Source organism: Longibaculum muris (genome assembly GCF_004343035.1).
Classification (GTDB): domain Bacteria; phylum Bacillota_I; class Bacilli_A; order Erysipelotrichales; family Coprobacillaceae; genus Longibaculum; species Longibaculum muris.
On record NZ_SMCQ01000013.1, the window covers coordinates 30706 to 56719 of the forward strand.

Below are 26014 nucleotides of genomic sequence, written 5' to 3' on the forward strand. Positions count from 1 at the left end.
AGATATTATAATGTACTAGATTAGGGGTGATATTTTGTATAAGAAAAATAACAAATGGAATAAACATAACAAAAGAATTGTTATTGTGACAATCGTTTTGGTTCTTTTTTCAGTTTTTACCTTAGTAACAAGTCGATCAGCTTCTGGAATTGAAACGATGTTTAAAGATACAATTGCCAACATTGAATATTATGTCATTAAGGCACCAATAGAATATGTGAGTCATCTTTTTGATGAATACAGTGATTTAAAAGATGTCTACAATGAAAATGCGAAGCTTAAAGAACAGTTAGATAATCTAGCAAGAGAATCAGCTATGAATGAAACTTTATCCAATGAAATAGAAGAATTAAAGAAGTTGACAGGAATTGATTTTCTACCAACAGAATATCAAGTCAAATACACAAATGTCATTGCTAGAGATGCTGAAAGCTGGAACAATCAAGTTACAATTAACTTAGGTAATCTTTCTGGAATTAAAGAAGGAATGGCAGTTATTAGTTCTGATGGAATGATTGGAACGGTAACAAATGTAAGTGAAATTTCTTCAACGGTTTCTTTATTATCAAGTGAAACGAGCAAGAGTCAGTTGCCTGTAATGATAATAAGTGGTGATGAAGAATATTATGGCTTATTGAATCGTTATGATTTGAGTAGTAAAAGTTATCGTATTACTTTATTGAGTGATGTGGAAAAACTAGAAAAAGGAGCCAAGGTTGTAACGAGCGGTTTAGGTGGTGTCGGCAAGAGTCCGAAAGGTATTTTAGTAGGGACAGTTGAAAATTATACTGTTGGAGATGATGCGACTGAATCTGTTTGTATGGTAAAGCCAAGTGTCAATTTTGATTCATTGAACTATGTTGCTGTGGTTCAAAGGGTGAATGAAAAATGAGAACAAGAATGAGAGATAGTTATCTTTTTAAATGTTTTGTCGTCGTTTTTCTTTGCTTTATTATAGATAGTACTATGGGTTATTTTTTACCATATAACTATACTAAAACTGGAATAACGATTATTCCATGTCTTGGTTTAATGATGTTTTCATTGTTAGTTAAAACGATTGATGGCGCAGAAAGATATTTCTTTGCAGCAATATGTGGTGTTTATTATTCTATTGTTTATTCGAATTCTTTAGCTATATATATACTTATTTATTGTTTAATCGCCTTTGTTCGATCTTATATTGTAAAATTAGAAAGCTTTAATCTTATTGAATCAATGGTTTTTTGTTGTTTGACAATATTTGCGCAAGAAAGCGTGCTATATTGGTTGATGTGGATTACCAATATGACAAGATATCCTATTTCATCATTTTTATTGATGAGGATATTACCAACGCTGATTGTGAATTTGATTCTATCGATGGGAGTTTATTGGGTCTACAATAAAGTGAAGATCGAGGTGGAATAATGAATATTGAAGTCAAAGGGGTTAATGAAATATTGATGATGAAAGTCAATCCCCATTGTTTATTTGAAGAAGTTTTAAATGATTTAAATATGCTCTTGGATCAGCCTATCTTTAAACAAGATGGCTATTATCCAAGGGCATATTTTGATTTTGGATGTCGACTTTTAAAAGATGATGAATTAAAAAGTTTGATTGTGTTGTTAAAAGCAAAAAAGCGGGTTATTTTTGAAGGATTATCTTTACCTAAAAAAGAACATGCACTTTCAATTCAACGGGAACAATTGAGAAATGGTGAAGAAATTTATATTGAAAATGAAACATTATTTTTAGGAACAGTTAATCCAGGAAGTTATGTTTATTGTCATGATAACGTTTATTTTTTAAATACTGTTAAAGGAACAATTATTGCGATGAATGAGAATGTAAAGATTTATGGGCATGATTTTCAAAAAGCACAAATCATAATAAATCAACAATCTTTGCATGATTTGACAACTTCTGCACTCACAAGTGTCTATTATAAAGATAACCAGATTAAGGCAATGAAGGAGGATGGTTATGAGAACGATTGTCATTACATCAGGTAAGGGTGGTGTAGGAAAAAGCAGTATGACGATTAATATAGGTTATGCGCTGGCTTCCTCAGGTATGAAGGTTTGTTTAATAGATGCGGATTTTGGTTTAAAGAACCTTGATGTCATGATGGGACTTGAAAATCGTGTGATTTATGATTTGAAGGATGTGATTTCAAATAAATGCTCACTTAATCAGATATTGGTAAAAGATAAAAGAATGGAATCTTTGTATTTATTACCAGCATGTAAATCATTATCATTTGAAAATTTAAATGTTGATTACATGACAAAGATGATTGAACAATTAAAAGAAGAATTTGATTACATATTGATTGATAGTCCAGCAGGAATAGAAAAAGGTTTTCAATATGCCAGTGGACTTTCCCAAGAAGCGATTATTGTTGTCACACTTGATGTTGTTTCTTTGCGTGATGCTGATCGCGTGATTGGCTTATTGTTAAAACAGGGAGTAAGTCATTTACATATGTTAGTCAATAAATACAATGATGAGGATATTCATAAAGGACGTAGCTTAAGTTTAAAAGATGCTTATGATATTTTATCTATTCCTTTATTAGGGATTGTTTATGATGATCATGCTATGATTGAAGCAAACAATAAAGGAATGCCTGTTTTTATGGATAAGAATTTAGCAGTTTCAGGTTGTTTTAGTCGTATTGTGAAGCGTTTAGAAGGGGTGGAGGTTCCATTTCAAAAAAATAAGAAAAAACCTTTGTTGGAACGTATTTTTGGTTGATTGATTTCATAAGTTGTAAAGAGGTGACAAACTTGTGAATGAAATTGATGAAATCAAAAGAAGGATGAAAAAAAGGAAAGCGTATCGTAGTCCTAGTCCTACATTGACGGATTATCATTTTTCAAAGCTTTATAATGCAATGATTAAATGTATGGTTGTTTTACTTGTTGGAATTGCGATATGCGCTTATGTGAAAGTCAGTCCAAATGGTGAATATATTAAAGATTATGTCTTGAATGATGTACATTTTACTGAATTAACAAAATGGATTAATCATCAGCTTTTATCTTTTCAATCCAAACAAGATCAAAGTGTAGCTGTTAGTAATCAGGTGAGTTATACAAATATAAAAGATAATTATTATACAAATCAATCAAATGAAGTATTGAATTTTGATAAAGGACGAGTTATTTATGTTGGTAAGCAAGATTTACTTGGTCAATATGTGACGGTTTTATTAGAAAATAACGTTGAAGTGACTTATGGTGGATTAAGTGATGTTTTTGTAGGAATGTATGATCAAGTTGATAAAGCTACAATTATTGGTACTTATCAAAAACAAGTCATGCTGGTTTTTACCCAAGGTGAAAAAGAAATTGATTATTCAACATTTGAAGAACTTATTTCATAGATTAAAGATTCATCCATTAACAGTTCTTTATTTTGGTTTTGCATTAATAGGAGGATATTTAAAATGGTATCTTTCAGCTTTAATGATTGTTTGTTTACATGAACTATGCCATCTTTTGATGGCATATTATTTTCATTTTGAAATTGAAAAAGTAGAAATCTTACCTTTTGGAGCTTATTTATCTTTACATGATTTTTATTTTCATTCGTTAATGGAAGAAATATGTGTTGTTTTAGCTGGACCATGTAGTCATTTGATTATTTATTCTATGATTTGTTTATGTTCTCAAGGTGTTTATCGAGATTATCTTTTATTAATGAATATGTGTGTTTTTGGGTTTAATCTTTTGCCTATCTATCCAATGGATGGTTATCGCTTGATCAATTTATTATTACAAAGTTTGATTGATTTAAAAAAAGCATTTTACTTCAGCTTGAAACTTTCAGTATTTTCTTTTTGCATCTTTTTTGTGTTTTATTTAAGAATCAATACGATTGTTATTTTAGGATATTTATTTGTTCAACAATTTTATTTACTCAAGTTTATTCCTGAATATTTAAGGCGATACTATAGTGAAATAGCAACTTTGAAACCTGCTAAAAAGGTGAAACTTCATCATCATTTGAGTTATCGTCGTGGTTATCATAACTATTATTTATTAGATCAGGGTATTAAAGATGAAAAGGAAATGGTCTTTATCTTTTTAAAGAATGTAAAAAAATAGAAAATATCACAATAGAACTTGTATTTTTGTCATTTATATGATATCATACAACAGGTATTTCAAAATACACACATTGTGAATTCGTAAATCGAGTGCCTAATGGTGGTTTATGTTAGAAACAATGGAGGAAAAAAACGAAAAGGAGGAAGTTACAATGGCAGTAATTTCAATGAAAAAATTATTAGAAGTTGGTGTTCATTTCGGACATCAAACAAAAAGATGGAATCCAAAAATGGCTCCATACATTTTCACAGCAAGAAATGGTATTTACATCATCGATTTAAAGAAATCATCTGATAAAATTGATGATGCTTATGCAGCTATGATGGATATCGTTGCTAAAGGTGGAAAAGTTTTATTTGTAGGAACTAAAAAACAAGCTCAAGAAGCTGTACAAATGGAAGCTGAAAGATCTGGAAGTTTCTATGTTAATTCTCGTTGGTTAGGAGGAACTTTAACAAACTTCAAAACTATTCAAAAGAGAATTAGAAGATTAAAAGAATTAGAAAAAATGGAAGAAGATGGAACTTTAGAATTGTTCACTAAGAAAGAAGCAGTTCTTATGATGAAAGAAAAAGCTAAGTTAGAAAAGAACTTAGGTGGTATCAAGGAAATGAGAAGATTACCAAATGCTTTATTCGTAGTTGATCCTAAAGTTGAACATAATGCAGTAGCAGAAGCTAAAATCTTAGGTATCCCTGTATTTGGTATCGTTGATACAAACTGTGATCCTGATGAAGTTGATTATGTTATCCCAGCTAATGATGATGCTATTAGAGCAGTAAAATTAATCGTTGCTGCTATGGCTGATGCTGTATGTGAAGCAAAAGGTGAACCTGTAACTGTTGCATACGTTAAAGATGAAGATGACAAAGAAGTATCTATGAATGATGCTGTTGCTTCTGTAGAAGAAAGTAAACAAAGAGGACCAAGATACAAAAATAACGGACGTCCAAGAAATAACAAACCTGCTGAAGTAAGCAAACCAGCTGAAGTTAAAGAAGAAAAAACTGAAGCATAGTTGTAATAAGGGGAGGCTTATGTCTTTCCCTTTTTTATAAAAAATATTAATGGAGGATAGAGAGAAATGGCTATTAGTGCAAAATTAGTAAAAGAATTACGTGAAAAAACTGGTGCTGGAATGATGGATTGTAAAAAAGCATTAGAAGCTTGTGATGGTGACTTAGAAGCATCATTTGACTGGTTAAGAGAAAAAGGAATTGCAAAAGCTGCTAAAAAAGCTGACCGTATCGCTGCTGAAGGGTTAACTGCTTTTGTTATGGATGGAAATGCTGCTGCAATCGTTGAAGTGAACTCTGAAACTGACTTCGTTGCTAAAAATGCTGAATTCCAAGAATTAGTAGCAAATGTTGCTGCAATTATTGTTAAAAATCAACCAGCTGATTTAGAAGTTGCATTAAAATTAGATGTAGATGGTAAAGATTTAGAAACAGTTATCGCTGAAAAGAGTGGTAAAATTGGTGAAAAATTAAGCTTAAGAAGATTCGTTGTTATGAATAAAGCTGATGATGAAGTTTTCGGTGCTTATTCACATATGGGTGGAAAAATGTCTGCCTTAGTAAAAGCATCAGGAATTGATGAAACAAAAGCAAAAGATGTTGCTATGCAAGTTGCTGCTATTAATCCACAATATATTGATAGAAGTGCAATTCCTGCTGAAGTTTTAGATCGTGAATTAACAGTTTTAAAAGCTCAAGCAATGGAAGAAAATGCAAATGCTGCTAAACCTAAACCAGAAAACATTATTGAAAAAATGGTTCAAGGTCGTTTGAATAAAAATTTACAAGAAATTTGCTTAGTTGATCAAGCATTTATTAAAGATTCTGATTTAACAGTTGCTAAATACTTAGGAAACGGAAAAGTATTAGAAATGGTTCGTTTCGAAGTTGGTGAAGGAATGGAAAAAAGAGAAGAAAACTTTGCTGAAGAAGTAGCTGCTCAAATGAAAGGATAATTATATACGGGGGAGGACACTTTTTGTGCCCTTTTCTTGTAAAATGAAGGAGAACGTATGAAGTACAAGAGAGTATTATTAAAGCTTAGTGGAGAAGCTTTAGCCGGGGAACAAGGTTTTGGAATTAATCCTGTTGTTGTTGCCGATGTAGCAAGACAAATTAAAGATGCAAAAGATTTAGGTGTTGAAATTGCCATTGTTTGTGGTGGTGGAAATATCTGGCGTGGTAAGACTGGTAGCGATATGGGTATGGAAAGAGCTGCTGCTGATTACATGGGGATGCTAGCAACTGTCATGAATGGTATGGCCTTACAAAATGCTTTAGAAGCGATTGGTTTAGATACAAGATTATTATCTGCGATTGATATGAAAGAAGTTGCTGAACCATATATTCGTAGACGTGCTGTTCGTCATTTGGAAAAAGGACGTATTGTTATTTTTGGTGCTGGTACTGGTAGCCCATTCTTTACAACAGATACAACTGCTGCTTTACGTGCTGCTGAAATGAATGCAGATGTTATTTTAATGGCTAAAAATGGTGTTGATGGTGTTTATTCAGCTGATCCTAAGATTGATCCTCAAGCGAAAAAATATGATCACATCACATATTTAGATGTATTAAATGAAGATTTACATATCATGGATCAAACTGCAATTACTTTATGCAAGGATAATGGTATTGATTTATGTGTATTCAACATGCAAGAAGATGGTAATATTGCGCGTGCTTGTGATGGTGAATCAATTGGAACAATTATTTCAAAAGGAGGAGAATAGACATGTTAGATTTGATTTTAGAAGAAACAAAAGAAAGAATGGAAAAATCTATCGAAGCTTTTCGTCATGAATTAGCAACTGTAAGAACTGGACGTGCGAATCCAACAATGTTAGATCGTGTTATGGTAAATTACTATGGTGAAAAGACACCATTAAATCAAACAGCTGGTATTTCTGTTGTTGAAGGTCGTCAATTATTAATTAAACCTTATGATAAAAATTCTTTAAAAGATATTGAACATGCTATCTATGAATCAGGAATTGGCTTAACACCTCAAAATGATGGTGAAGTTATTCGTATCAATGTTCCTGCTTTAACAGAAGAAACAAGAAAAGAATATGTTAAACAAGCAAAAAAATATGCTGAAGAAGCAAAAGTAGCTTTACGTAATATTAGAAGAACTTCTAATACTGAAGTTGAAAAAGCTGGTTTAACTGAAGATGAAGAAAAACAAGGTAAAGAACAAATTCAAAAATTAACAGATGAATTTGTAAAAAAGATTGATCAATTAACAAAAGAAAAAGAAACAGATTTAATGACAGTTTAATATGTTTGAGGGATATCAAAAGGGATATCCCTTTTTTTATACATCTTTTTCTTTTTGTTTTCAATACTTGTTGTTTATGGTATAATACAAAATGATTATGAGGTGAGAACATGTTTTTTAACAAAAAGAAAAAAGAAGATTATGATTTAGATATGGATAATATTCCTGCTCATATTGCTTTTATTATGGATGGTAATGGACGATGGGCAAAGAAAAGAAAGATGCCTAGAACTTATGGACATCATGAAGGAACGAAAACTATCCGTACTTTGGCTTTAGAAGCTAATCGTTTAGGGGTGAAGGCAATGACTGTTTATGCTTTTTCAACTGAAAATTTTAAACGTGAAGCAAGTGAAGTTGAATATATTTTTAAGTTACCTAAAGAATTTTTTAATCTTTATTTAAAAGAATTAATGGATAACAATGTTCAAATTCGTTATATTGGTCATTTAGAAATGGCACCAAAAGAAACTCAGGATATTATTCAGGCAGCTATTGATCAAACGGCTAATAATACAGGATTAATTTTAACTTTTGCTTTTATTTATGGTGGTCGTGATGAAATTGTTGAGACGACAAAAGAAATTTGCGAAAAGTATAAAAATGGTGAAATATCTTTAGATGATATTAATGAAGATTATTTTGAAAAGCATTTAATGACAAAAGATTTACCACCTGTTGATTTGATGGTTAGAAGTAGTGGTGAATGTCGTTTATCTAATTTTTTACCTTGGCAGTTGGCTTATGCTGAGTTTATCTTTGATGAGACATTATGGCCTGATTTTGATGAGGAACATCTTCATCGGGCAATTGCAATATATCAGGGAAGGGAACGTAGATTTGGAGGTGTAATTCAATGAAAACAAGAATTATAACAGGAATTGTATTGGTTTTGGTTATTTTACCTTGTGTTATTATTGGGCAAATTCCTTTTCAAGTTCTTTTAGCGCTTGTTGCAGGAGCCGGAATTTTTGAGATGCTTTCTATTTGTGATCGACCAAAAGCTAATATTTATCTTTATCCACTTGTTGGAATCTTTGTTTATTATTCTTTATTTTTAGATCAATCTTTGATGATTCCTACGGAAATCATTGTTTTATATTTAATTGTTTTATTAGCTTGTAGTATGTTTGATGATGGTATGAATTTTTTAAGATTGTGCTATTATTTTACAGCAGGTGTTTTAATTGCTATGGGGTTACATATGCTTTATCAATTGCGTTTAACATATGGATTTAGTTATATTCTTTTATTAGCTCTAGCAACTTTTGGAACCGATACAGGAGCTTATTTTAGTGGTATGATGTTTGGTAAACATAAATTAAATCCGAGATTATCTCCTAAAAAGACAATTGAAGGTTCAATTGGAGGAATGTTATTAGGGACTGTTCTTTCAGTTGCTTATGGTGCATATATTCATATAGAGATTCCTTTTATTTATTTGATTGGTATTTGTTTTATTTTGACAATTACAAGTCAAATTGGTGATTTGACTTTTAGTAGTATTAAGCGGGTATTTGAAGTGAAAGATTATTCACAGTTGTTACCTGGACATGGTGGAGTTTTAGATCGTTTTGATTCGATTTTATTTAATGCTATGGTGTTTGGAATTTTACTTCGATTTTTAGCAATGGTGGTGATGTAATATGAAGAAAATTACTGTTTTAGGAGTTACGGGGTCGATTGGAACACAGACAGTTGATGTTGTTAAACATCATCGTGAAGAATTTGAAATTATTGCGATGAGTGCTGGAAGAAATATTGAGTTGTTAGAAAAAATCATGGTTTCTGTGCATGTTCGTCATATTTGTGTTCAAAATAAAGAAGATAAGGAATATTTGGAAAACAAATATAAAGATTGTTATTTTTATTATGGTCAAGAAGGTCTTATTACTATTGCAACCCTTCCTGAAGTTGATGTTGTCTTAAATGCAATTGTTGGCTTTGCTGGTTTATTACCTACAATGGAAGCCATTAAAGCTCATAAAGATATTGCTTTAGCTAATAAAGAAACATTGGTTGTGGCAGGACATTTAATCATTCCTTTGGTTAAAGAATATGGTGTTGCATTATTACCTGTAGATAGTGAACATTCAGCGATTTTTCAATCTATGAATGGAGAACATCATGGTGATATTTCTAAAATTATTTTAACAGCAAGTGGTGGAAGTTTTAGAGATAAGTCACGTGAAGAATTAAAAAATGTGACGGTTGAACAAGCTTTAAAACATCCAAATTGGTCAATGGGAGCAAAGATTACAATTGATAGTGCGACATTGTTCAATAAAGGTTTAGAAGTTATGGAGGCAAAATGGTTGTTTAATGTTGATTATGATGATATTGAAGTTTTAATTCACCCTGAAAGTATTGTTCATTCAATGGTTGAATATCAAGATACTTCAGTCATTGCACAATTAGGAACACCAGATATGCGTTTGCCTATTCAATATGCTTTAACTTATCCTCGCCGTCAACCTTTGATTGGTGGAAAACGTTTATCATTGGCTGATATTGGAACTCTCCATTTCTATGCTCCAGATTTTAAACGTTTTAAAGCGTTGGAATTAGCTTATGAAGCAGGAAGAAAAGGTGGTTCCATGCCATGTGTTTTAAATGGAGCTAATGAACAAGCAAATGCTTTATTCTTAGATCGTAAAATCTGTTTCTTGGACATTGAAAGATTAGTAGAAGAAGCGATGCGTGCTCATGAATGGGTAGATCATCCATCTTTAGATCAACTTTTAGAAATTGATCAATGGGCTAGAAATTATGTTTTAAAAAGAGTAGGAGAAGATGAATGCAAACAATAATTAATATAATCGTCTTTTTATTGATTTTAGGTTCAATTATTATTATTCACGAGCTTGGACATTTTTTAGCAGCTAAGTTCTTTGGGGTCTATTGTGGTCAGTTTTCAATTGGATTTGGACCTAAACTTTGGTCAAAAAAAGGCAAAGAAACAGAATATGAAATTCGCGCTTTACCTTTTGGAGGATTTGTTGCAATGGCTGGTGAAGAAGACCAGGCTGATAATGAAGATATGCAAGATTTTCCTGTTGAAAGAACTTTAAAAGGAATTAAAACTTATCAAAAAGTCATTATCTTTTTAGCTGGTGTCTTTATGAATTTTGTTTTGGCTTTTGTGGTGACTTTAGGGGTCAATGTATTTGCTGGACAATTGCCAGTGAATGTTGCTCAAATTGGTCAAATTGAAGCCAATTCACCAGCGGCTCAATATGGTCTTGAAAAAGATGATGTCATTCAACAAATTCAAATTGTTGAAACAGGAGAATCTATTTTAGTTTCAAATTTTGAAGATGTTCATTTAACACAGGATACTCTAAAAACAAAAGCTAACACTTTAAATATGAAGATTACGGTTTTAAGAGATAATCAAAAAAAAGTGATTGACATGAAGGTCCCTTATAATGTAGAGGCAAGTCGTTATAGTTTAGGTATTCAACAGGCAACACGTGATATGAATATTGCTGAAGCTTTTCAATATACATTTATTTCTTTAAAAAGCATGAGTGTTGCGATATTTGCTGCATTAGGTCAACTTGTTACAAAGTTTTCTGAAACTGTGACTCAGTTATCAGGGCCTGCAGGTATTTATCAAATTACAGCGCAGGTAACTGAAACGGGGCAAATTGCTTATGTATTAAATTTATTAGCTTTATTATCTGTCAATATTGGAATTTTTAATCTGATGCCAATTCCTGGTTTGGATGGTTGTCAAGTTCTTTTTGCAATCGTTGAAAAGATGATTGGTAGGGAATTACCAGAAAAATTAAAGTTAACTTTACAAATGATTGGGTTAGGCTTGGTTTTATTATTGATGGTATTTGTCACATATCAAGATATATTAAGAATATTTGGATAAGGGATATTTTATCCCTTTTCATATTGAGGGAGGAATTTTATGAATAAAATGTTGATTTTATTACAACAACTCCATTTAGAAAATGAAGTCAACGAATTAAAAAGAGCAACTATTGAGAAAGTTGTTGTCAATGCTGATAATTCATATGTGTTTTATATTGTTGCTTCACATATTGTGCCATTAGAAGAAATAAGGGTTCTTTTTGCTGCTAAAAATGAATTTCCTTATCCTTGTGATTTTATTTTTGATTGGATGTCATCTTATACTGATCAAGATGTAAAAGAATATGCGCTTTTTATTTTTAATGGTTTAAAGAAACGTTTTCCTCAGATTGAATTTTTAAATCAGGATTCTTTATCTTTTGAAGAAAATACATTAAAGATGGAAGTTTTAAATGAAATTCAATTGAATCAGTTACAACATTTATATAAGATTTTTGATAAATATTTTAGTAAGTTTGGAATTCAGATTGGCTTTGATGCTTATATTGATCAAAATAATGAAACCTATCAGTCTATTCAAGAAGAAATGAGTGCTTTAAATGAAGTTCAAGTTGATGAAAAAACTTTTCATCAACAAGTAGAATCTCCTGTTGTGGAAAAGAAAGCAAAGTTTCAAAGTTATAAAAAAGAATATTTTTCATTAACAATTGATGAAATTGATGAAACTGTTAAAGAAGTTATGATTCAAGGATATGTCTTTAATGAAGATTCTAAAAAAGTCAAAACAGGAAAAACAATTCAATCACTTTATGTGACAGATTATACAAATAGTATTGTTGTTAAGCGTTTTGAAAATAAAGGTGGCAATAGCCTTGAAGAAATGAAAAAAGTGAAAAAAGGTGGCGTATGGGTCAGAGTTAAAGGAAATGTTGAATATGATACATATGCGAAAGATACTGTTATAATTGCTAGAGAGGTTGAAGTGATTCCTTCACCTAAAGTTCGACAAGATAATGCACCTAAAAAACGTGTAGAATTACATGTCCATTCAAAAATGTCAGCAATGGATGGAATTGGCAGTATGAGTGAATACATAGAGCGTGCAGCTTATTGGGGACATCAAGCGATTGCTGTGACAGATCATGGTAATGTTCAGTCTTTCCCAGAGGCCCAGATGGCTAGTATTAAAAATAAGATTAAGATGATTTATGGGGTTGAAATGTATATGATTGACCCTGAATTTAGTGTTGTCTATAATGAAAAAGATGTGCCATTAAAAGATTTGACCTTTGTTTCATTTGACCTTGAAACAACTGGACTTTCAGTCATGGATGATGATATTACTGAATTTGGTGCTGTACGTTATAAAAACGGGCAGGAAATTGGTCGTTTACAAAGTTTAATTAAACCTAATAAACGCATTTCTCAAAAGATTACAAATTTGACCCATATTACAAATGAAGATGTCAAAGATGCCCCAACAATTGATGAATTTATTCCACGTATTTTAGATTTCTTTAAGGATGATGTTATTGTTGCTCATAATGCAACATTTGATGTTGGTTTCTTAAATGAAATCTTAGTCAGACATGGTTATCAAAAATTAACGAATCCTGCTGTCGATTCTTTAACTTTAGCATGGAAATTACTACCTGAAGCAAAAGGTTATCGTTTGGGGAATGTAGCTCGTCATTATCGTATTGCCTATGATGGAGAAGCAGCCCATCGTGCTGATTATGATGCAGAAGTCTTAGCTGGTGTTTTTAATATGATGCTTCATGATATGATGCAAAATCAAAAAGACAATCTATTAGATATGAATGCAATGGAATGTGTCAATGCATATAAGATAGTACGTCCAAAACATATGTGTGTCCTAGCTAAGAATAAAGATGGTCTAAAGAATATGTTTAAATTGGTTTCTGAAGCGAATACAACTTACTTTGAAAAGACTTCACGTATTCCTCGTGAACGTTTACAATTCTATCGTGAGGGGCTTTTATTTGGGAGTGGGTGTTATAATTCAGAAATCTTTGAACTTGCAATGACGCGTAGTTTGGAGGAATTAAAGCAAGCTATTTCTTTTTATGATTATATTGAAGTTTTACCTTTGGATATTTGTGATTACTTTGTAGAAAGAGGAAGAATTGATACAGAGGAAGATTTAAAACGTATTTTACGTCGTATTGTTGATGCAGCTAAGGAAATGGGTAAAATGATAGTAGCAACAGGGGATGTTCATTATCTTGATCAAAAAGATAAGATTTTTAGAGATGTTTTTACCTGCAATCCTAAAATTGGTTTAGGTGGTACTCTCCATCCTTTAACAAACCGTAGTGATCCAAAAGCTTGGACACCGGATGAATATTTCCGTACAACGGAAGAAATGCTCGCTAGTTTCCCTTATTTAACACCAGAAGAATGTTATGAATATGTTGTTGAAAATACGAATAAGATAGCTGATATGATTGATGGTAGTTTCCATGTTGTTCATGATAAATTATTTACTCCTCATATTGATAACGCAGATGAAAATTTAAGACAATTGTGTTTTGATAATGCGCATAAACAATATGGTGAAGTTTTACCTGAAATTGTTGAAAAACGTTTATCAAAAGAGTTAGATAACATTATTAAACATGGATTTGGGGTTATTTATTATATTGCTCATAAATTAGTTAAGAAATCTAATGAAGCAGGATATCTGGTAGGAAGCCGTGGTTCAGTAGGATCTTCTTTCGTTGCGACAATGGCAAATATTTCAGAAGTTAATCCTTTGCCTCCACATTATTATTGTCCACATTGTCAATATAGTGAATTTTTACCTGATGGATTTATCGCAAATGGATTTGATTTACCAGATAAAATTTGTCCAAAATGTGGAAAGCCTTTAAAAGGTGATGGACATAATATTCCATTTGAAACGTTCTTAGGATTTAATGCGGATAAAGTTCCTGATATTGATCTTAACTTCTCAGGTGATTATCAGCCAACAGCGCATGCTTATACAAAAGAAATCTTTGGTGAAAGTCATGTCTATCGTGCCGGTACAATTTCTACTGTAGCAGAAAAAACAGCTTATGGTTATGCAAAAGGATATGCTGAATTAATGGGTAAAGAAAATAGTATACGTGCTGCTGAGCTAGAACGAATTGCTAAGGGATGTACGGGTGTTAAACGTACCACAGGACAGCATCCCGGAGGAATTATTGTTATTCCTGAAAGCATGGATGTCTATGATTTTACTCCATATCAATATCCTGCTGATGATTTGTCAGCTGAATGGAAAACAACGCATTTTGACTTCCATGCCATTCATGATAATGTCCTTAAGTTCGATATCTTAGGACATGTTGATCCAACAGTTATTAGGATGTTACAGGATTTAACGGGAATTAACCCAAAAGACATTCCAACCAATGATCCAAAAGTGATGAGTTTATTTAATTCTACTGATGCTTTAGGGATTGATTTAAGCTTCTTGAATTGTAAAACTGGAGCCTTAGGATTGCCTGAGTTTGGAACGAAGTTTGTTCGTGGAATGCTTGAACAAACTCATCCAACGTCTTTTAGTGATTTGGTTATCTTATCAGGACTTTCTCATGGGACGGATGTTTACTTAGGAAACGCCGAGACTTTAATTAGCTCAGGAACATGTACATTAAAAGAAGTTATTGGATGTCGTGATGATATTATGGTTTATTTAATTGAAAAAGGTTTACCAAATAAAGATGCCTTTGATATTATGGAGTGTGTACGTAAAGGAAAATCACCAGCAGTTTTCCCAGAAAAGAAATATGAAGAATTAATGCGCAAGCATGATGTTCCAACTTGGTATATTGAATCATGTAAGAAAATTAAATACATGTTCCCAAAAGCCCATGCTGCTGCTTATGTATTAAGTGCGATTCGTGTGGCTTGGTGGAAACTTTATTATCCACGTGAATATTATGCAGTTTATTTTACAACACGTTGTGATGCTTATGATATTGAAACTTTGATTCAAGGAAAAGAAGCTGTTTTAGCAAGATATCAGGAAATTTTAAGTGATAAACAAAATGGGGTTAAGATTTCTAATAAAGAAGAAGCTTTGATTTCAGTATTTGAAATTGCTTTAGAAATGTTTGAAAGAGATATTCATTTTAATAATATTTCTTTAGAGAATTCTGATTCACGTTGTTTTATATTAGATCCTGATGATGAAAGTGGATTATTACCTCCATTTATTTCAATTGATGGATTAGGGGCAGCCGTAGGTGATAGTGTTGTTGAAGCCCGCAAACAAAATTCTTTCTTATCTAAGGAAGATGTTATGAAACGTACGAAATTAACCAACACACAAATTGATTTTTTGACAAAAATCGGGGTTTTTGAAGATATGTCTGAAGAAAATCAGTTATCTTTGTTTGATTTGTAGAAAAATAATGATGAAAGCATTGTTTTTTCTAGTTGTGTGTGTTATATTATTAGTGTAGTCAGTGTTTTACGAGAGGGGAAACCCTCTCGTTTATATTTGTAAATGGAGGATTATATGCTAGAAAAAATAACAAGTTTAATTCAACCTATTTTAAGTGAACATGATGTTTACCTTGATGACATTGAATATGTGAAAGAAAAGAATGAATGGTATTTAAGAATTTTTATTGAAAAAAATGTTGGTCATTTAGATATGGATACTTGCGTAGCTGTTAGTGAAGCGATTAGTGATCAATTAGATGAAGCTGATATCATCACAAATGAATACTATTTAGAAGTATCTTCACCAGGTGCTGAAAAACCATTAAAGACTTTAGAAAAGGTTCAACAATCTATTGGAGAATATGTTTATATTGAATTTAAAAATCCAATGTTTGGAATGAATGATGTTTATGGAACAATTTTAAATGTTGATGGGGATACAATTGAACTTCAATATATGGTTAAGAATATAAAGAAAAAATGTTCTATTCAATATGATGATATTGCATTCATCAGATTAGCTGTTAAATTTTAAGGAGGAAAAAAGAAAAATGGCTAGTAAAAAATTTATCCAAGCTTTAGAGTTATTGGAAAGTGAAAAGGGAATTCAAAAGGAAGTTGTTTTAGATGCTTTAAAAGAAGCATTAGAAAAATCATACAAAAAGAATTATGGTGGACCTGAATCTATAATTCGTGTTGATATCAATGCTAATACAGGTAAAATCCGTTTATATGAAATTAAACATGTTGTTGATGATGTGAATGATGAGGACTATGAATTATCAATTGAAGAAGCACAAATGATTAATCCAAAATATCAAGTTGGAGATGATGTTGTCACTGAAGTTGATCCTGAAGTTTTTGGTCGTTTAGCAGCGATTCAAACAAAACAATTATTAAAACAAAAAATCAGAGAAGCTGAAAAAGAAACATTATACAATGAATATGTTGATAAAAAGGATGATATTATTACTGGTGTTGTTGATCGTGTAGAAGATCGTTTTGCGATTATCAATATTGGTAGAACTGGGGCTTTGTTGCCAGTTAATCAACAAATTCCTGGAGAAAAAATTTATGAAGGTCAACATATTAAAGTATATGTAAGTGATGTTGAAAGAAATACGAAGGGAACTCATATTGGGGTTTCTAGAACTGAACCAGGTTTAGTGAAAAGATTGTTTGAAATGGAAGTTCCAGAAATTTATGATGGAACTGTTGAAATTAAATCTGTGTCTCGTGAAGCTGGGGATCGTAGTAAAATTGCTGTTTATACAACAAATGAAAATGTTGATCCAATTGGTTCATGTGTTGGGCCAAAAGGTAGTCGTGTACGTAATGTTGTTAATGAATTAAATGGTGAAATGATTGATATTATTGAATGGAATGAAGATCCAGTTGTCTTTATTTCTCATGCTTTATCTCCATCTGTTGTTGTAAGTGTTGATATCAATGAAGAAGATCATAGTGCTTTGGTTATTGTTCCTGACAATCAGTTATCATTAGCAATTGGTAAAAGAGGTCAAAATGCACGATTAGCAGTACGTTTAACTGGATGGAAGATTGATATTAAATCTGTTAGTGAAGCTGCTAGAGAAGGTATTGTTTATGGTCAAGATGCTGAATTTGAAAAATCATTTGAAGCAGAAATGACGAAAGAAGAACCTGTAGAAGTTGAAGAACCAATTGTTGAAAAAATCGTTATGGATGTAGAAGAACCTGAAGCTGTAGAAGATTTTGAAGAAAGCTTTGAAGAAGATACAGAAGTTGAAGAAAGTGTTGAAGAAGTCGCTGATGAAGAATCATTTGATGATGAAGAAAATGATCTTGTTACAAGTGAAGAAGAATCTTTTGATGGTTATGATGATGACTATGATGAAGAAGATGATGATTATGACTACGATCCTAAATATGACGAAGATATTGACTATGATGAATTTGATAAATATTATGATGAAAAATAGAGGTGATTTTTATGAAAAAAATTCCTTTAAGAAAATGTGTTGCGACAGGTGAGCAATTACCTAAAAAAGAACTTATTCGTGTTGTGAGAAACAAAGAAGGAGAAGTATTTGTAGATCCAACGGGTAAAATGAATGGCCGTGGGGCATATTTAAAAAGAAGCCTTGAAGCGATTGAAATTGCTCAAAAAAAGGGTGTTTTAAAAAGAGCATTAGAAGTGGATATTCCAGATTCTGTTTATGAGGAATTAAAAAGCTATGCTCAATAAAGATGTATTGTCTTTGTTAGGACTTGCAAGTCGTGCGCGTTTAATTAGTACAGGAGATGTTTTATTAAAAGATATTCGTAATAATCGTGTGTACTTTGTTATGATTGCTTTAGATGCAAGTGAAAATACAAAGAAGAAATTTAAAGATAAATGTTCATATTATCATATTGATTATCAAGTGATAGGAGAAGTAGATGATTTGTCCCACGCAATTGGGAGAGATAATCGTGTTGTTGTTGGGATTAAAGATAAAGGTTTTGCAGATAAAATCAAATCAAAGTTAGGAGGTTGATATTATGGCAAAAAAGAATAATACAACAAAAAAGAAAGGGAATCAGCATAAAAAGAAATTAATTTCAAATATCCCTAATAAAAAAGAAGAAAAGATATTAGGTGATGGAATTGTTGAATATGAAGATGGTATCACTGTTGGTGAATTAGCTGAGAAAATTGGTCAAACACCTGCCAATGTTATTAAAGTTTTATTTATGCTTGGAACAATGGTTACTATTAATTCGTCTTTGGATGATGAACAAGTGGAATTAATCTGTCTTGAGTATGGTTATGAATCAAAGAAAAAAGTTGTTGTCAGTGAAATCAATTTTGAAGAAATCGAAATTGTTGATGATGAAGCTGATTTGGTTAGTCGTCCACCTGTTGTTACTATCATGGGACATGTTGACCATGGGAAAACAACGTTATTGGATTCTATTCGTAAATCAAAAGTTGTTGATGGAGAATTTGGTGGAATTACTCAACATATTGGAGCTTACCAAGTTGAAGTTAATGGAAAGAAAGTCACTTTCTTAGATACTCCAGGACATGAAGCTTTCACTGCTATGCGTGCTCGTGGAGCTCAAGTTACTGATATTGTTATTATTGTTGTTGCAGCTGATGATGGTGTTATGCCACAAACAAAAGAAGCTGTTGACCATGCTTTGGCAGCTGGTGTTCCAATTGTTGTTGCAGTAAATAAGATTGATAAAGAGGGTGCTGATCCTGAACGTATTAAAGGTGAAATGAGTGAATTAGGATTAATGCCTGAAGAATGGGGTGGAGATACTGTTTATTGCAATATTTCTGCTAAAAAAGGGATTGGTATTTCTGAATTATTAGAAACATTAACAGTTGTTGCTGAATTAGCTGATTTAAAAGCAAATCCAAAACGTTATGCATATGGAAGTGTTGTTGAGGGTAGACTAGATAAAGGTCGTGGACCAGTTGCTACATTACTTGTTCAAAATGGAACTTTAAGATCTGGTGATCCAATTGTTGTAGGTACAGCTTTTGGACGTGTTCGTCAAATGTTAGATGATTCTGGACGTGATCTTAAAGAAGCTGGACCATCAACACCTGTTGAAATTACTGGATTAAATGAAGTGCCAGTTGCTGGAGATAAGTTTATGGCTTTTGAAACTGAAAAGACAGCTCGTCATGTTGGTGAAGAAAGACAAAAAGCTAAACAAGAACTAGATCGTGGTGTTAGTTCAGCAATGAGTCTTGATGATTTATTTAATCAAATTAAAGATGGTGAAGTTGCTGATTTAAATATCATTGTAAAAGCTGATGTTAATGGAACTGCTGAAGCCGTTAAAGGTTCATTAGAAAAAATTGATATTGATGGAGCTAGAGTCCATGTTATTCGTTCAACTGTTGGTGCTATTAGTGAATCTGATGTTTTATTAGCTAGTGCTTCTAAAGCAATTATCTATGGATTTAATGTTCGTCCTGATGCTAATGTTAGAAGAAAAGCTGAAGAAGAAGGTGTTGAAATCAGATTACACAATATCATCTATAAGATGGTTGAAGAAATTGAAGCTGCCATGAAAGGTATGTTAGCACCTGAAATGGAAGAAGTTGTTACAGGACAAGCTGAAATTAGACAAGTTATTAAGGTTTCAAAAGTTGGAAATATCGCTGGATGTTATGTAACTGATGGATATATCCGTAGAGATTGTGGTATCCGTTTAATTCGTGATGGAGTTGTTATTTATGAAGGGAAATTAGCTTCATTAAAACGATTCAAAGATGATGCTAAAGAAGTTGCAAGCGGTTATGAATGTGGTATGACAATTGAAAACTACAATGATATCAAAGAAGGAGATATTGTTGAAGGATATATCATGGAAGAAGTAGAAAGAAAGTAGGAGTGATTCATTGTGGTCATGAAAAAAGAAAAAATGAATGGCATTATTCAAAGAGAGCTTTCTGATATATTACAAACTGAAGTAAGAGATCCTGCTATTGGTTTTTGTACAATCACTGGAGTAGATATCACAAGTGATTTATCAATTGCTAAAATTTATGTTTCTTTCTTGAATAAGAATACTAAAAAGAGTATGGAAGCATTAGAAAGATCAAAAGGATTTATTCGTAGTTTACTTGCGAAACGATTAACAATTCGTAAGTGTCCTGAACTTCATTTTATATTGGATACTTCTTTGGAGTATGGTAATAAAATTGAAACAATTATTGAAGAACTTAAAGAAAAATAAAAGATAAGTATTTATGTTTTATCTAATAACTAAAATGAGTCTTGTAATCAATGATTACAAGACTTTATAGATTTATAATAATGGAAAATAGTAACTGCTATTTTCCATTTTATTATGTATTGATAGTCATAAATAAAATATAGAATTTTATAAATATAATGCAAACTTTATTGAACTTATAATATGAACAACATATAATGAACTTAAGAGGTATATTGACTGAATGAGTCTCAATAATTATGTGTGTTTATCATTTTATAATTCACGGAATTCATTAGTAAAAACTATAGGTTGTGGTGGATATATGTTTTTTGATGAATATAAATTCAAATGGACAAGAGGGAGCGTGTATAATATATGAAAAAAGTCTTGGTTATTGTTTTTATATGGTTGACAATTTTAACAGGATGGCTTGCTTATCATAGTTTTTATCAAACAAATGATGATAATTTGACGCCAACGACAAGTATTCCTGCATGTAATTTATTAGGTCATTTCTATTATAGTCACTATGATCGTGATGAAGATAAAGTTCATCAAGTTGAAAAGGGATTTGATTATTATGGAACAATTCATGAATATGTAAAGAGTTTGGAACGTAATCAAATAAATGAATTAACAACAAATGCGTTATATTATATGAATAGAGATGTTTATGTCAATAAAGATGATGATAGTTATATTTATGTACGTATGGATAAAGATAATTATTCATTATTGTATTATGATGATGCCACTGAAAATAAAGTTCTTAAAATCATTCAAGCCAATCAATAAAATAGCTTTTTGAATTAATGAAAATGATATTTGTCAACGACTTTATTTCACAACTAAAAACTTAATAGATTGATAATAATGGGAAATGGATGATTGCCACTTCCCATTTTCTATTCAATTAATATATTTAGAATGTCTTTTGTCATAAAATCATTTTACATGTTTATATGTGAAATAATTGACAAGAATGCAAGAATAGACTAAAATATTGTTATATTGAAAAGAAAGAGGGACGAAAATGTTATTAGAGAATAAAGTTGCCATTGTAACTGGCGGGACAAGAGGAATTGGTTATGCAACTGTGAAAGAATTTTTAAAACAAGGAGCCAAAGTTGCTTTGTTTGGTTCACGTGAAGAAACTGTAAGAGTTGCTTTAGAAAAATTAAGAGAAGAAAATCCGGATTATCCTGTGATTGGTTTATATCCTAATTTAATGGATGCAAATGAAGTTAAAGAAGCTTTCCAAAAAGTTGTTCATGAATTTGGACATTTAGATATTTTGGTAAATAATGCAGGTATTTCACAAAGAGATAAAATCTTTGATTATAATATTGAAGATTTTGAAAAGATTATGAATTTAAATGTTAATGCAGTTTTTGTATGTTCAAAAGAAGCTGCACATATTATGAAAGAACAAGGTGGAGGTGTTATCTTAAATACAAGCTCAATGGTTTCTTTATATGGACAACCTGCAGGAGCTGGATATCCAACATCTAAATTTGCTGTTAACGGAATGACAAAATCTTTAGCAAGAGAACTTGGAAAAGATCACATTCGTGTGAACGCAGTAGCTCCAGGAGTCATTAAAACTGATATGGTTGCAGCCCTTCCAGATGAAGTGATTCAACCAATTATTAATACAATTCCATTAAGACGTGTAGGGGAACCTGAAGATGTTGCTAATGCTTTTGTTTTCTTAGCAAGTGAAATGGCAAGTTACATAACTGGGGTTGTTTTATCAGTTGATGGTGCGACAATGTCATAGAATTAGGTATACTGATGTATACCTTTTTGTATGTATTTTATTTGAAGATGAACTAATAAGTGGTATAATAAGCACAGGAGGACAAAAAAATGAAAAAATGTATTGTAAACGGGAAAATTATTTTACATGATGAAATTGTAGAAAAAAATCTTTTTATCGAAGATGATAAAATTACTGAAATTAGTGATCGTCAGCCAACTGATGAGGACGTGATTGATGCGAAAGGACAATATGTAGCACCTGGATTTATTGATGTTCATACCCATGGTCGTGGTGGTAGTGATACAATGTATCCAACTTTTGAAGATTTAAATACAATCTCAAAAGCAGCTTTAAAAACTGGAGTTACAACATTATTACCAACAACAATGACGATGCCAGTTAATGATATTGCTAAGGCAGTTGAAAATATTGCGGTTTATAAAGATAAGGTTGAAGGAGCTCAAGTTTTAGGGACACATTTAGAAGGACCTTTCTTTAATAAAAAATATAAAGGAGCTCAACCAGAAGAATGTATGATCTTACCAACAGTTGAAAATTATTTATCATTTGTTAAAGATCATCAAGATATTATCAGAAAGATTTCTATCGCTCCTGAATTGGAACATTCAATTGAATTAATTGAGTACTTAAATGATAAAAATACAGTCGTATCTTTAGGTCATACAAATGCGACATATGAAGAAGCACAAAAAGCCATTGATGCTGGAGCTACTTCAGGAACGCATACATTTAATGCAATGACACCATTAACACATCGTGCACCTGGAGTTGTTGGCGCTGTAATGATTAATGATAGTGTTTATGCTGAGTTAATATTAGATGGTATTCATGTTAATTTTGCAGCAGCTCAAGCTTTGCTTCGTACTAAAGGAAAAGATAAGCTCATTTTAATTACAGATTCTATTGAAGCAGCTGGATTACCTGATGGAACATATAAATTAGGGAACCAACCAGTATATGTTAAAAATGGTGAAGCAAGATTAGCAAATGGAGCATTAGCTGGAAGTATTGCAAATATGAATGATTGCGTTAGAAATGCTTATCGTCATTTAGGATTAACTTTAAATGAAGCTGTTAACCTTGCAAGTTATAACCCAGCTCAAAGTTTACATGAAGATTTATTAGGTGAAATTAAAGTTGGAAATTATGCTGATATTATTTTCTTTGATGAAGATATTCGTATCCAACAAACAATGATTAAAGGGCAAATGAAGTAGGAGAAAATTATGGTTACTTTAAAAAATGATGTATTAGAAGTTGAATTAAATGCTAAAGGGGCAGAAATCATTAAGATTATTGGTCAACAAGATCATTTGAATTATATGTGGAAAAGAGATCCTGAGTTATGGGCCAATAGTGCACCGATTTTATTTCCAATTGTTGGAGCTTTACAAAATAATGAATGTCGCATAGATGGAAAAACTTATACAATGACACAACATGGTTTTTCTCGTCATAATGAATATGCAACTCATCAATTATCTGATACTTGTGTTGAATTTGAATTAACACCAAATGAAGATATTTTAAAACAATATCCTTATTTGTTTGATTTAAAAGTGATTTATACATTAACTGATAATCAATTACAATGTCATTGTATTGTTAAAAATACTGATACAAAAACAATTTATTTCCAAATTGGTGGACATCCTGCTTTTGCTTGTCCCTTTATGGAAAATGAATCAAGTAATGATTATTATATTGAATTTGAGCAAAATGAAACTTTAAATCAAAAAATCATTGATGTTGCACGTAAAGGAATGTCTCATAAAACAACATTATTATTTGATAATGAAAAACGTTTCTTTGTTAGACAAGCATTGTTTAATAATGATGCAATTGTCGTAAAAGATTTTAAGTCTCATTATGTGACATTAAAATCTTTAAATCATCAAAAATCATTACGTTTCTATATGGATAATTTTAACCATTTAGGAATTTGGACAAGTAAACATGTTGGTGGTTTATTAGCTATTGAACCTTGGGTTGGACATAGTGATTATGTTGATTTTAAAGGAGAATTTAAAAATAAAGAAGGCGTTGTAGAATTACCTGAAGGTCAAGAATTTGAATGTCAATTTACTATTGAAATTAATCAATAAATGACAAAATATTTATAATTGATGTGTTATGATTTTTTCATGAAAGTTAAAATTATTGAAAAAACACATGAATTAGATTTAGAAGATGCTTTGAATGACTTTTTAGAAAAAGAAAATCCGAATATTCAAGAATTAAAGTATCAAGTCGCATTGACTTCACATAATGGCGAGTTAGAGTATAGTTTTAGTTGCATGATTGTATATTTACCAGAAATTTCGCCATAATAAATGATGTGGAGGTGAAACCATGGCTAAAGATGTAAAATGTAGCGTGGATACTTGTAAGTATTATTGTGATGGTCAATGTGAAGCAAGTTGTATTCATGTAGATAATTGTCATTGTAATGAAGCAAAACATATTTCTGAAACAGCGTGTGATACATTTGAATGTAAAGGTAAATAAAAGGCTAATTTAGCCTTTTTCTTTTGTTTTTGTACAATTTAGAAATACTTATATGAAAAATAAGAAAAATCAAGGAATATCTAATCATGACTTTCATCATTATGATAAAGATGTTATAATAGAAAAGGTGATAATATGAAAAAAATCATATGGCTGATGGTCACCTTATTGTTTTGTGTTTCATGTACACAATCACAAATTGACCCTCGTTTTGAAGAATATCAACAAATTAAAGATCATTTAATAACAAAAAAGTCTTTTGATCAGGATTTTGATTTTCAAATACGCGTTATTTTTAATCAAATGGATAAAGGTTATCGTTATGATGTTCTTATTGATCATGCTCAAGTTGATATGTATGATATACAGGCTATGGCGTATGCTGGTGAGTCTGATAAAAAAATGTGCCCAGTGATTGGTTTATTTGACGATGAACCTTATCACTTGAAAGTCGGTTTGGTTGATAAAGAAAATCATTTTTATAAAGGTATTCAATTATCTGGAGAATGTTCTTCAAAAAAATCAATTAAAGTTTATATTTCTTATTATCAAGATGAACAAAAATCTAAAAAAGTCATCAAGTATATTGAGGTGAAGGAATGAGATTAGATAAATTATTAGCCCATAGTGGTTTTGGAACACGTAAAGAAGTAAAGGAATTAATAAAAAAAGGATTTGTTAGTGTTAATGATGAAACGATAAAGACTGATAAAATGCATGTTGATCCACAAAAAGACGTGGTGAAAGTGGATGATGAAGTCATTACATATGAAGAAAAAGTTTATTATATGTTAAATAAACCAAGTGGTTATGTGAGTGCAACTGAAGATCAATTACATCCTACAGTTGTAGATTTAATCGATGATTATTATCGTAATGATTTATTTCCTGTAGGAAGATTAGATATTGATACAGTTGGGTTGCTGTTGTTGACAAATGATGGTGTTTTAGCTCATCAATTACTGTCTCCTAAAAAACATTGTCCAAAAGTTTATTATGCAAAAATAAATGGTGTTGTGACAAATGATGATGTTCAAAAGTTTTTGGATGGTATAACGATTGATGATTATCAATGTCAACCAGCCCATTTAACAATTTTATCACATGATGAGACAACAAGTGAAATTGAAGTTGAAATTTATGAGGGAAAATTTCATCAAGTGAAAAAAATGTTTTTGGCAGTAGGGAAAGAAGTTGTTTTTTTAAAGAGAATTCGTATGAAAAATTTAGAATTAGACGAATCTTTGGCACTAGGAGAGTATCGTCGATTAACGAATGAAGAATTAGATAGATTAAAAGATGAATCTATGCTACAATAATAAAAAATATTGGAGGGACA

29 protein-coding genes are annotated in these 26014 nt (G+C 31.4%); all 29 read left to right on the forward strand.

Annotation, left to right across the window (positions count from 1 at the left end; translation table 11 throughout):
* Positions 1-34: 34 nt before the first annotated feature.
* The 29 genes from mreC to EDD60_RS09615 all read left to right on the forward strand — a co-directional run bounded on the left by mreC (position 35) and on the right by EDD60_RS09615 (position 25994).
* Positions 35-892 carry a rod shape-determining protein MreC gene (gene mreC, locus EDD60_RS09475; protein WP_066443357.1) on the forward strand — a complete coding sequence of 286 codons (858 nt, stop codon included), beginning with the start codon at positions 35-37 and terminating at the stop codon, positions 890-892.
* Positions 889-1410, forward strand: coding sequence for a hypothetical protein (locus EDD60_RS09480; protein WP_132226385.1), 522 nt, complete (start codon positions 889-891; stop codon positions 1408-1410). Before mreC ends, EDD60_RS09480 begins: the two co-directional genes overlap by 4 nt.
* Entirely contained in the window at positions 1410-1997 is a 588-nt protein-coding gene (locus EDD60_RS09485; protein ID WP_066443352.1) for a septum site-determining protein MinC, read from the forward strand. Before EDD60_RS09480 ends, EDD60_RS09485 begins: the two co-directional genes overlap by 1 nt.
* Complete coding sequence (minD, locus tag EDD60_RS09490) at positions 1969-2742, forward strand: septum site-determining protein MinD (protein ID WP_229105139.1); 774 nt, start codon at positions 1969-1971, stop codon at positions 2740-2742. Before EDD60_RS09485 ends, minD begins: the two co-directional genes overlap by 29 nt.
* Positions 2743-2776: 34 nt before the next feature.
* On the forward strand, positions 2777-3373 hold the full coding sequence (locus EDD60_RS09495; RefSeq protein ID WP_066443349.1) for a M23 family metallopeptidase: 597 nt from the start codon (positions 2777-2779) through the stop codon (positions 3371-3373).
* A complete protein-coding gene (locus EDD60_RS09500) occupies positions 3339-4097 on the forward strand; it encodes a site-2 protease family protein (protein ID WP_066443345.1) in 759 nt (252 codons plus the stop codon). Before EDD60_RS09495 ends, EDD60_RS09500 begins: the two co-directional genes overlap by 35 nt.
* A 154-nt stretch (positions 4098-4251) precedes the next feature.
* Complete coding sequence (gene rpsB, locus EDD60_RS09505) at positions 4252-5118, forward strand: 30S ribosomal protein S2 (RefSeq protein WP_066443343.1); 867 nt, start codon at positions 4252-4254, stop codon at positions 5116-5118.
* Between the two features lie 66 nt (positions 5119-5184).
* Positions 5185-6072 carry a translation elongation factor Ts gene (tsf, locus tag EDD60_RS09510; RefSeq protein WP_066443341.1) on the forward strand — a complete coding sequence of 296 codons (888 nt, stop codon included), beginning with the start codon at positions 5185-5187 and terminating at the stop codon, positions 6070-6072.
* 57 nt (positions 6073-6129) lie between these two features.
* On the forward strand, positions 6130-6849 hold the full coding sequence (gene pyrH / locus EDD60_RS09515) for a UMP kinase (RefSeq protein WP_066443340.1): 720 nt from the start codon (positions 6130-6132) through the stop codon (positions 6847-6849).
* Between the two features lie 2 nt (positions 6850-6851).
* Positions 6852-7397: a ribosome recycling factor gene (gene frr / locus EDD60_RS09520; RefSeq protein WP_066443333.1), complete on the forward strand. Its 546-nt coding sequence runs from the start codon at positions 6852-6854 to the stop codon at positions 7395-7397.
* A 110-nt stretch (positions 7398-7507) separates the two neighbouring features.
* The gene (locus EDD60_RS09525; protein WP_066443332.1) at positions 7508-8257 is read left to right on the forward strand and encodes an isoprenyl transferase; all 750 of its coding nucleotides are present in this window, start codon (positions 7508-7510) and stop codon (positions 8255-8257) included.
* Positions 8254-9042, forward strand: a complete 789-nt coding sequence (locus EDD60_RS09530) for a phosphatidate cytidylyltransferase (protein ID WP_066443330.1) — start codon at positions 8254-8256, stop codon at positions 9040-9042. Before EDD60_RS09525 ends, EDD60_RS09530 begins: the two co-directional genes overlap by 4 nt.
* Position 9043: 1 nt before the next feature.
* The gene (locus EDD60_RS09535; RefSeq protein ID WP_066443328.1) at positions 9044-10207 is read left to right on the forward strand and encodes a 1-deoxy-D-xylulose-5-phosphate reductoisomerase; all 1164 of its coding nucleotides are present in this window, start codon (positions 9044-9046) and stop codon (positions 10205-10207) included.
* On the forward strand, positions 10195-11280 hold the full coding sequence (locus EDD60_RS09540) for a M50 family metallopeptidase (protein WP_066443327.1): 1086 nt from the start codon (positions 10195-10197) through the stop codon (positions 11278-11280). Before EDD60_RS09535 ends, EDD60_RS09540 begins: the two co-directional genes overlap by 13 nt.
* Positions 11281-11319: 39 nt before the next feature.
* Complete coding sequence (locus EDD60_RS09545; protein ID WP_066443324.1) at positions 11320-15639, forward strand: PolC-type DNA polymerase III; 4320 nt, start codon at positions 11320-11322, stop codon at positions 15637-15639.
* 114 nt (positions 15640-15753) lie between these two features.
* On the forward strand, positions 15754-16215 hold the full coding sequence (locus EDD60_RS09550) for a ribosome maturation factor RimP (protein WP_066443323.1): 462 nt from the start codon (positions 15754-15756) through the stop codon (positions 16213-16215).
* 16 nt (positions 16216-16231) lie between these two features.
* The gene (nusA, locus tag EDD60_RS09555; protein ID WP_066443320.1) at positions 16232-17641 is read left to right on the forward strand and encodes a transcription termination factor NusA; all 1410 of its coding nucleotides are present in this window, start codon (positions 16232-16234) and stop codon (positions 17639-17641) included.
* Positions 17642-17652: 11 nt separating this feature from the next.
* Entirely contained in the window at positions 17653-17907 is a 255-nt protein-coding gene (gene rnpM / locus EDD60_RS09560; protein WP_066443318.1) for an RNase P modulator RnpM, read from the forward strand.
* Positions 17897-18199 (forward strand): L7Ae/L30e/S12e/Gadd45 family ribosomal protein, encoded by a 303-nt coding sequence (locus tag EDD60_RS09565; protein WP_066443317.1) that lies wholly within the window; start codon positions 17897-17899, stop codon positions 18197-18199. Before rnpM ends, EDD60_RS09565 begins: the two co-directional genes overlap by 11 nt.
* Positions 18200-18203: 4 nt before the next feature.
* A complete protein-coding gene (gene infB / locus EDD60_RS09570; protein ID WP_066443316.1) occupies positions 18204-20054 on the forward strand; it encodes a translation initiation factor IF-2 in 1851 nt (616 codons plus the stop codon).
* 12 nt (positions 20055-20066) lie between these two features.
* The gene (gene rbfA, locus EDD60_RS09575) at positions 20067-20402 is read left to right on the forward strand and encodes a 30S ribosome-binding factor RbfA (protein ID WP_066443314.1); all 336 of its coding nucleotides are present in this window, start codon (positions 20067-20069) and stop codon (positions 20400-20402) included.
* A 357-nt stretch (positions 20403-20759) separates the two neighbouring features.
* The gene (locus tag EDD60_RS09580) at positions 20760-21179 is read left to right on the forward strand and encodes a hypothetical protein (RefSeq protein ID WP_066443309.1); all 420 of its coding nucleotides are present in this window, start codon (positions 20760-20762) and stop codon (positions 21177-21179) included.
* Between the two features lie 238 nt (positions 21180-21417).
* Positions 21418-22164 carry an SDR family NAD(P)-dependent oxidoreductase gene (locus tag EDD60_RS09585; protein WP_066443308.1) on the forward strand — a complete coding sequence of 249 codons (747 nt, stop codon included), beginning with the start codon at positions 21418-21420 and terminating at the stop codon, positions 22162-22164.
* Between the two features lie 89 nt (positions 22165-22253).
* On the forward strand, positions 22254-23384 hold the full coding sequence (gene nagA / locus EDD60_RS09590) for an N-acetylglucosamine-6-phosphate deacetylase (RefSeq protein WP_066443307.1): 1131 nt from the start codon (positions 22254-22256) through the stop codon (positions 23382-23384).
* 9 nt (positions 23385-23393) lie between these two features.
* Positions 23394-24272 carry an aldose 1-epimerase family protein gene (locus EDD60_RS09595; RefSeq protein ID WP_066443306.1) on the forward strand — a complete coding sequence of 293 codons (879 nt, stop codon included), beginning with the start codon at positions 23394-23396 and terminating at the stop codon, positions 24270-24272.
* A gap of 39 nt (positions 24273-24311) precedes the next feature.
* Entirely contained in the window at positions 24312-24497 is a 186-nt protein-coding gene (locus EDD60_RS09600) for a sporulation protein Cse60 (protein ID WP_066443301.1), read from the forward strand.
* 22 nt (positions 24498-24519) lie between these two features.
* Positions 24520-24675, forward strand: coding sequence for a DUF1540 domain-containing protein (locus EDD60_RS09605; protein WP_082787311.1), 156 nt, complete (start codon positions 24520-24522; stop codon positions 24673-24675).
* A 135-nt stretch (positions 24676-24810) separates the two neighbouring features.
* Positions 24811-25278 carry a hypothetical protein gene (locus EDD60_RS09610; protein WP_066443300.1) on the forward strand — a complete coding sequence of 156 codons (468 nt, stop codon included), beginning with the start codon at positions 24811-24813 and terminating at the stop codon, positions 25276-25278.
* Positions 25275-25994 (forward strand): pseudouridine synthase, encoded by a 720-nt coding sequence (locus EDD60_RS09615; RefSeq protein WP_066443298.1) that lies wholly within the window; start codon positions 25275-25277, stop codon positions 25992-25994. The genes EDD60_RS09610 and EDD60_RS09615 overlap by 4 nt, the downstream gene beginning before the upstream one ends.
* Positions 25995-26014 lie beyond the last annotated feature (20 nt).

Excerpts from the sequence above, each read along its gene's own strand:
- minD (WP_229105139.1), top strand. The coding sequence starts at position 1,969 with ATGAGAACGATTGTCATTACATCAGGTAAGGGTGGTGTAGGAAAAAGC.
- EDD60_RS09585 (WP_066443308.1), top strand. The coding sequence starts at position 21,418 with ATGTTATTAGAGAATAAAGTTGCCATTGTAACTGGCGGGACAAGAGGA.
- rnpM (WP_066443318.1), top strand. The coding sequence starts at position 17,653 with ATGAAAAAAATTCCTTTAAGAAAATGTGTTGCGACAGGTGAGCAATTA.
- EDD60_RS09525 (WP_066443332.1), top strand. The coding sequence starts at position 7,508 with ATGTTTTTTAACAAAAAGAAAAAAGAAGATTATGATTTAGATATGGAT.
- EDD60_RS09485 (WP_066443352.1), top strand. The coding sequence starts at position 1,410 with ATGAATATTGAAGTCAAAGGGGTTAATGAAATATTGATGATGAAAGTC.
- EDD60_RS09545 (WP_066443324.1), top strand. The coding sequence starts at position 11,320 with ATGAATAAAATGTTGATTTTATTACAACAACTCCATTTAGAAAATGAA.
- EDD60_RS09530 (WP_066443330.1), top strand. The coding sequence starts at position 8,254 with ATGAAAACAAGAATTATAACAGGAATTGTATTGGTTTTGGTTATTTTA.
- nagA (WP_066443307.1), top strand. The coding sequence starts at position 22,254 with ATGAAAAAATGTATTGTAAACGGGAAAATTATTTTACATGATGAAATT.
- infB (WP_066443316.1), top strand. The coding sequence starts at position 18,204 with ATGGCAAAAAAGAATAATACAACAAAAAAGAAAGGGAATCAGCATAAA.
- EDD60_RS09595 (WP_066443306.1), top strand. The coding sequence starts at position 23,394 with ATGGTTACTTTAAAAAATGATGTATTAGAAGTTGAATTAAATGCTAAA.
- EDD60_RS09600 (WP_066443301.1), top strand. The coding sequence starts at position 24,312 with ATGAAAGTTAAAATTATTGAAAAAACACATGAATTAGATTTAGAAGAT.
- EDD60_RS09580 (WP_066443309.1), top strand. The coding sequence starts at position 20,760 with ATGAAAAAAGTCTTGGTTATTGTTTTTATATGGTTGACAATTTTAACA.
- EDD60_RS09610 (WP_066443300.1), top strand. The coding sequence starts at position 24,811 with ATGAAAAAAATCATATGGCTGATGGTCACCTTATTGTTTTGTGTTTCA.
- tsf (WP_066443341.1), top strand. The coding sequence starts at position 5,185 with ATGGCTATTAGTGCAAAATTAGTAAAAGAATTACGTGAAAAAACTGGT.
- frr (WP_066443333.1), top strand. The coding sequence starts at position 6,852 with ATGTTAGATTTGATTTTAGAAGAAACAAAAGAAAGAATGGAAAAATCT.
- EDD60_RS09615 (WP_066443298.1), top strand. The coding sequence starts at position 25,275 with ATGAGATTAGATAAATTATTAGCCCATAGTGGTTTTGGAACACGTAAA.
- EDD60_RS09550 (WP_066443323.1), top strand. The coding sequence starts at position 15,754 with ATGCTAGAAAAAATAACAAGTTTAATTCAACCTATTTTAAGTGAACAT.
- EDD60_RS09535 (WP_066443328.1), top strand. The coding sequence starts at position 9,044 with ATGAAGAAAATTACTGTTTTAGGAGTTACGGGGTCGATTGGAACACAG.
- EDD60_RS09540 (WP_066443327.1), top strand. The coding sequence starts at position 10,195 with ATGCAAACAATAATTAATATAATCGTCTTTTTATTGATTTTAGGTTCA.
- nusA (WP_066443320.1), top strand. The coding sequence starts at position 16,232 with ATGGCTAGTAAAAAATTTATCCAAGCTTTAGAGTTATTGGAAAGTGAA.
- EDD60_RS09565 (WP_066443317.1), top strand. The coding sequence starts at position 17,897 with ATGCTCAATAAAGATGTATTGTCTTTGTTAGGACTTGCAAGTCGTGCG.
- pyrH (WP_066443340.1), top strand. The coding sequence starts at position 6,130 with ATGAAGTACAAGAGAGTATTATTAAAGCTTAGTGGAGAAGCTTTAGCC.
- EDD60_RS09480 (WP_132226385.1), top strand. The coding sequence starts at position 889 with ATGAGAACAAGAATGAGAGATAGTTATCTTTTTAAATGTTTTGTCGTC.
- rpsB (WP_066443343.1), top strand. The coding sequence starts at position 4,252 with ATGGCAGTAATTTCAATGAAAAAATTATTAGAAGTTGGTGTTCATTTC.
- EDD60_RS09605 (WP_082787311.1), top strand. The coding sequence starts at position 24,520 with ATGGCTAAAGATGTAAAATGTAGCGTGGATACTTGTAAGTATTATTGT.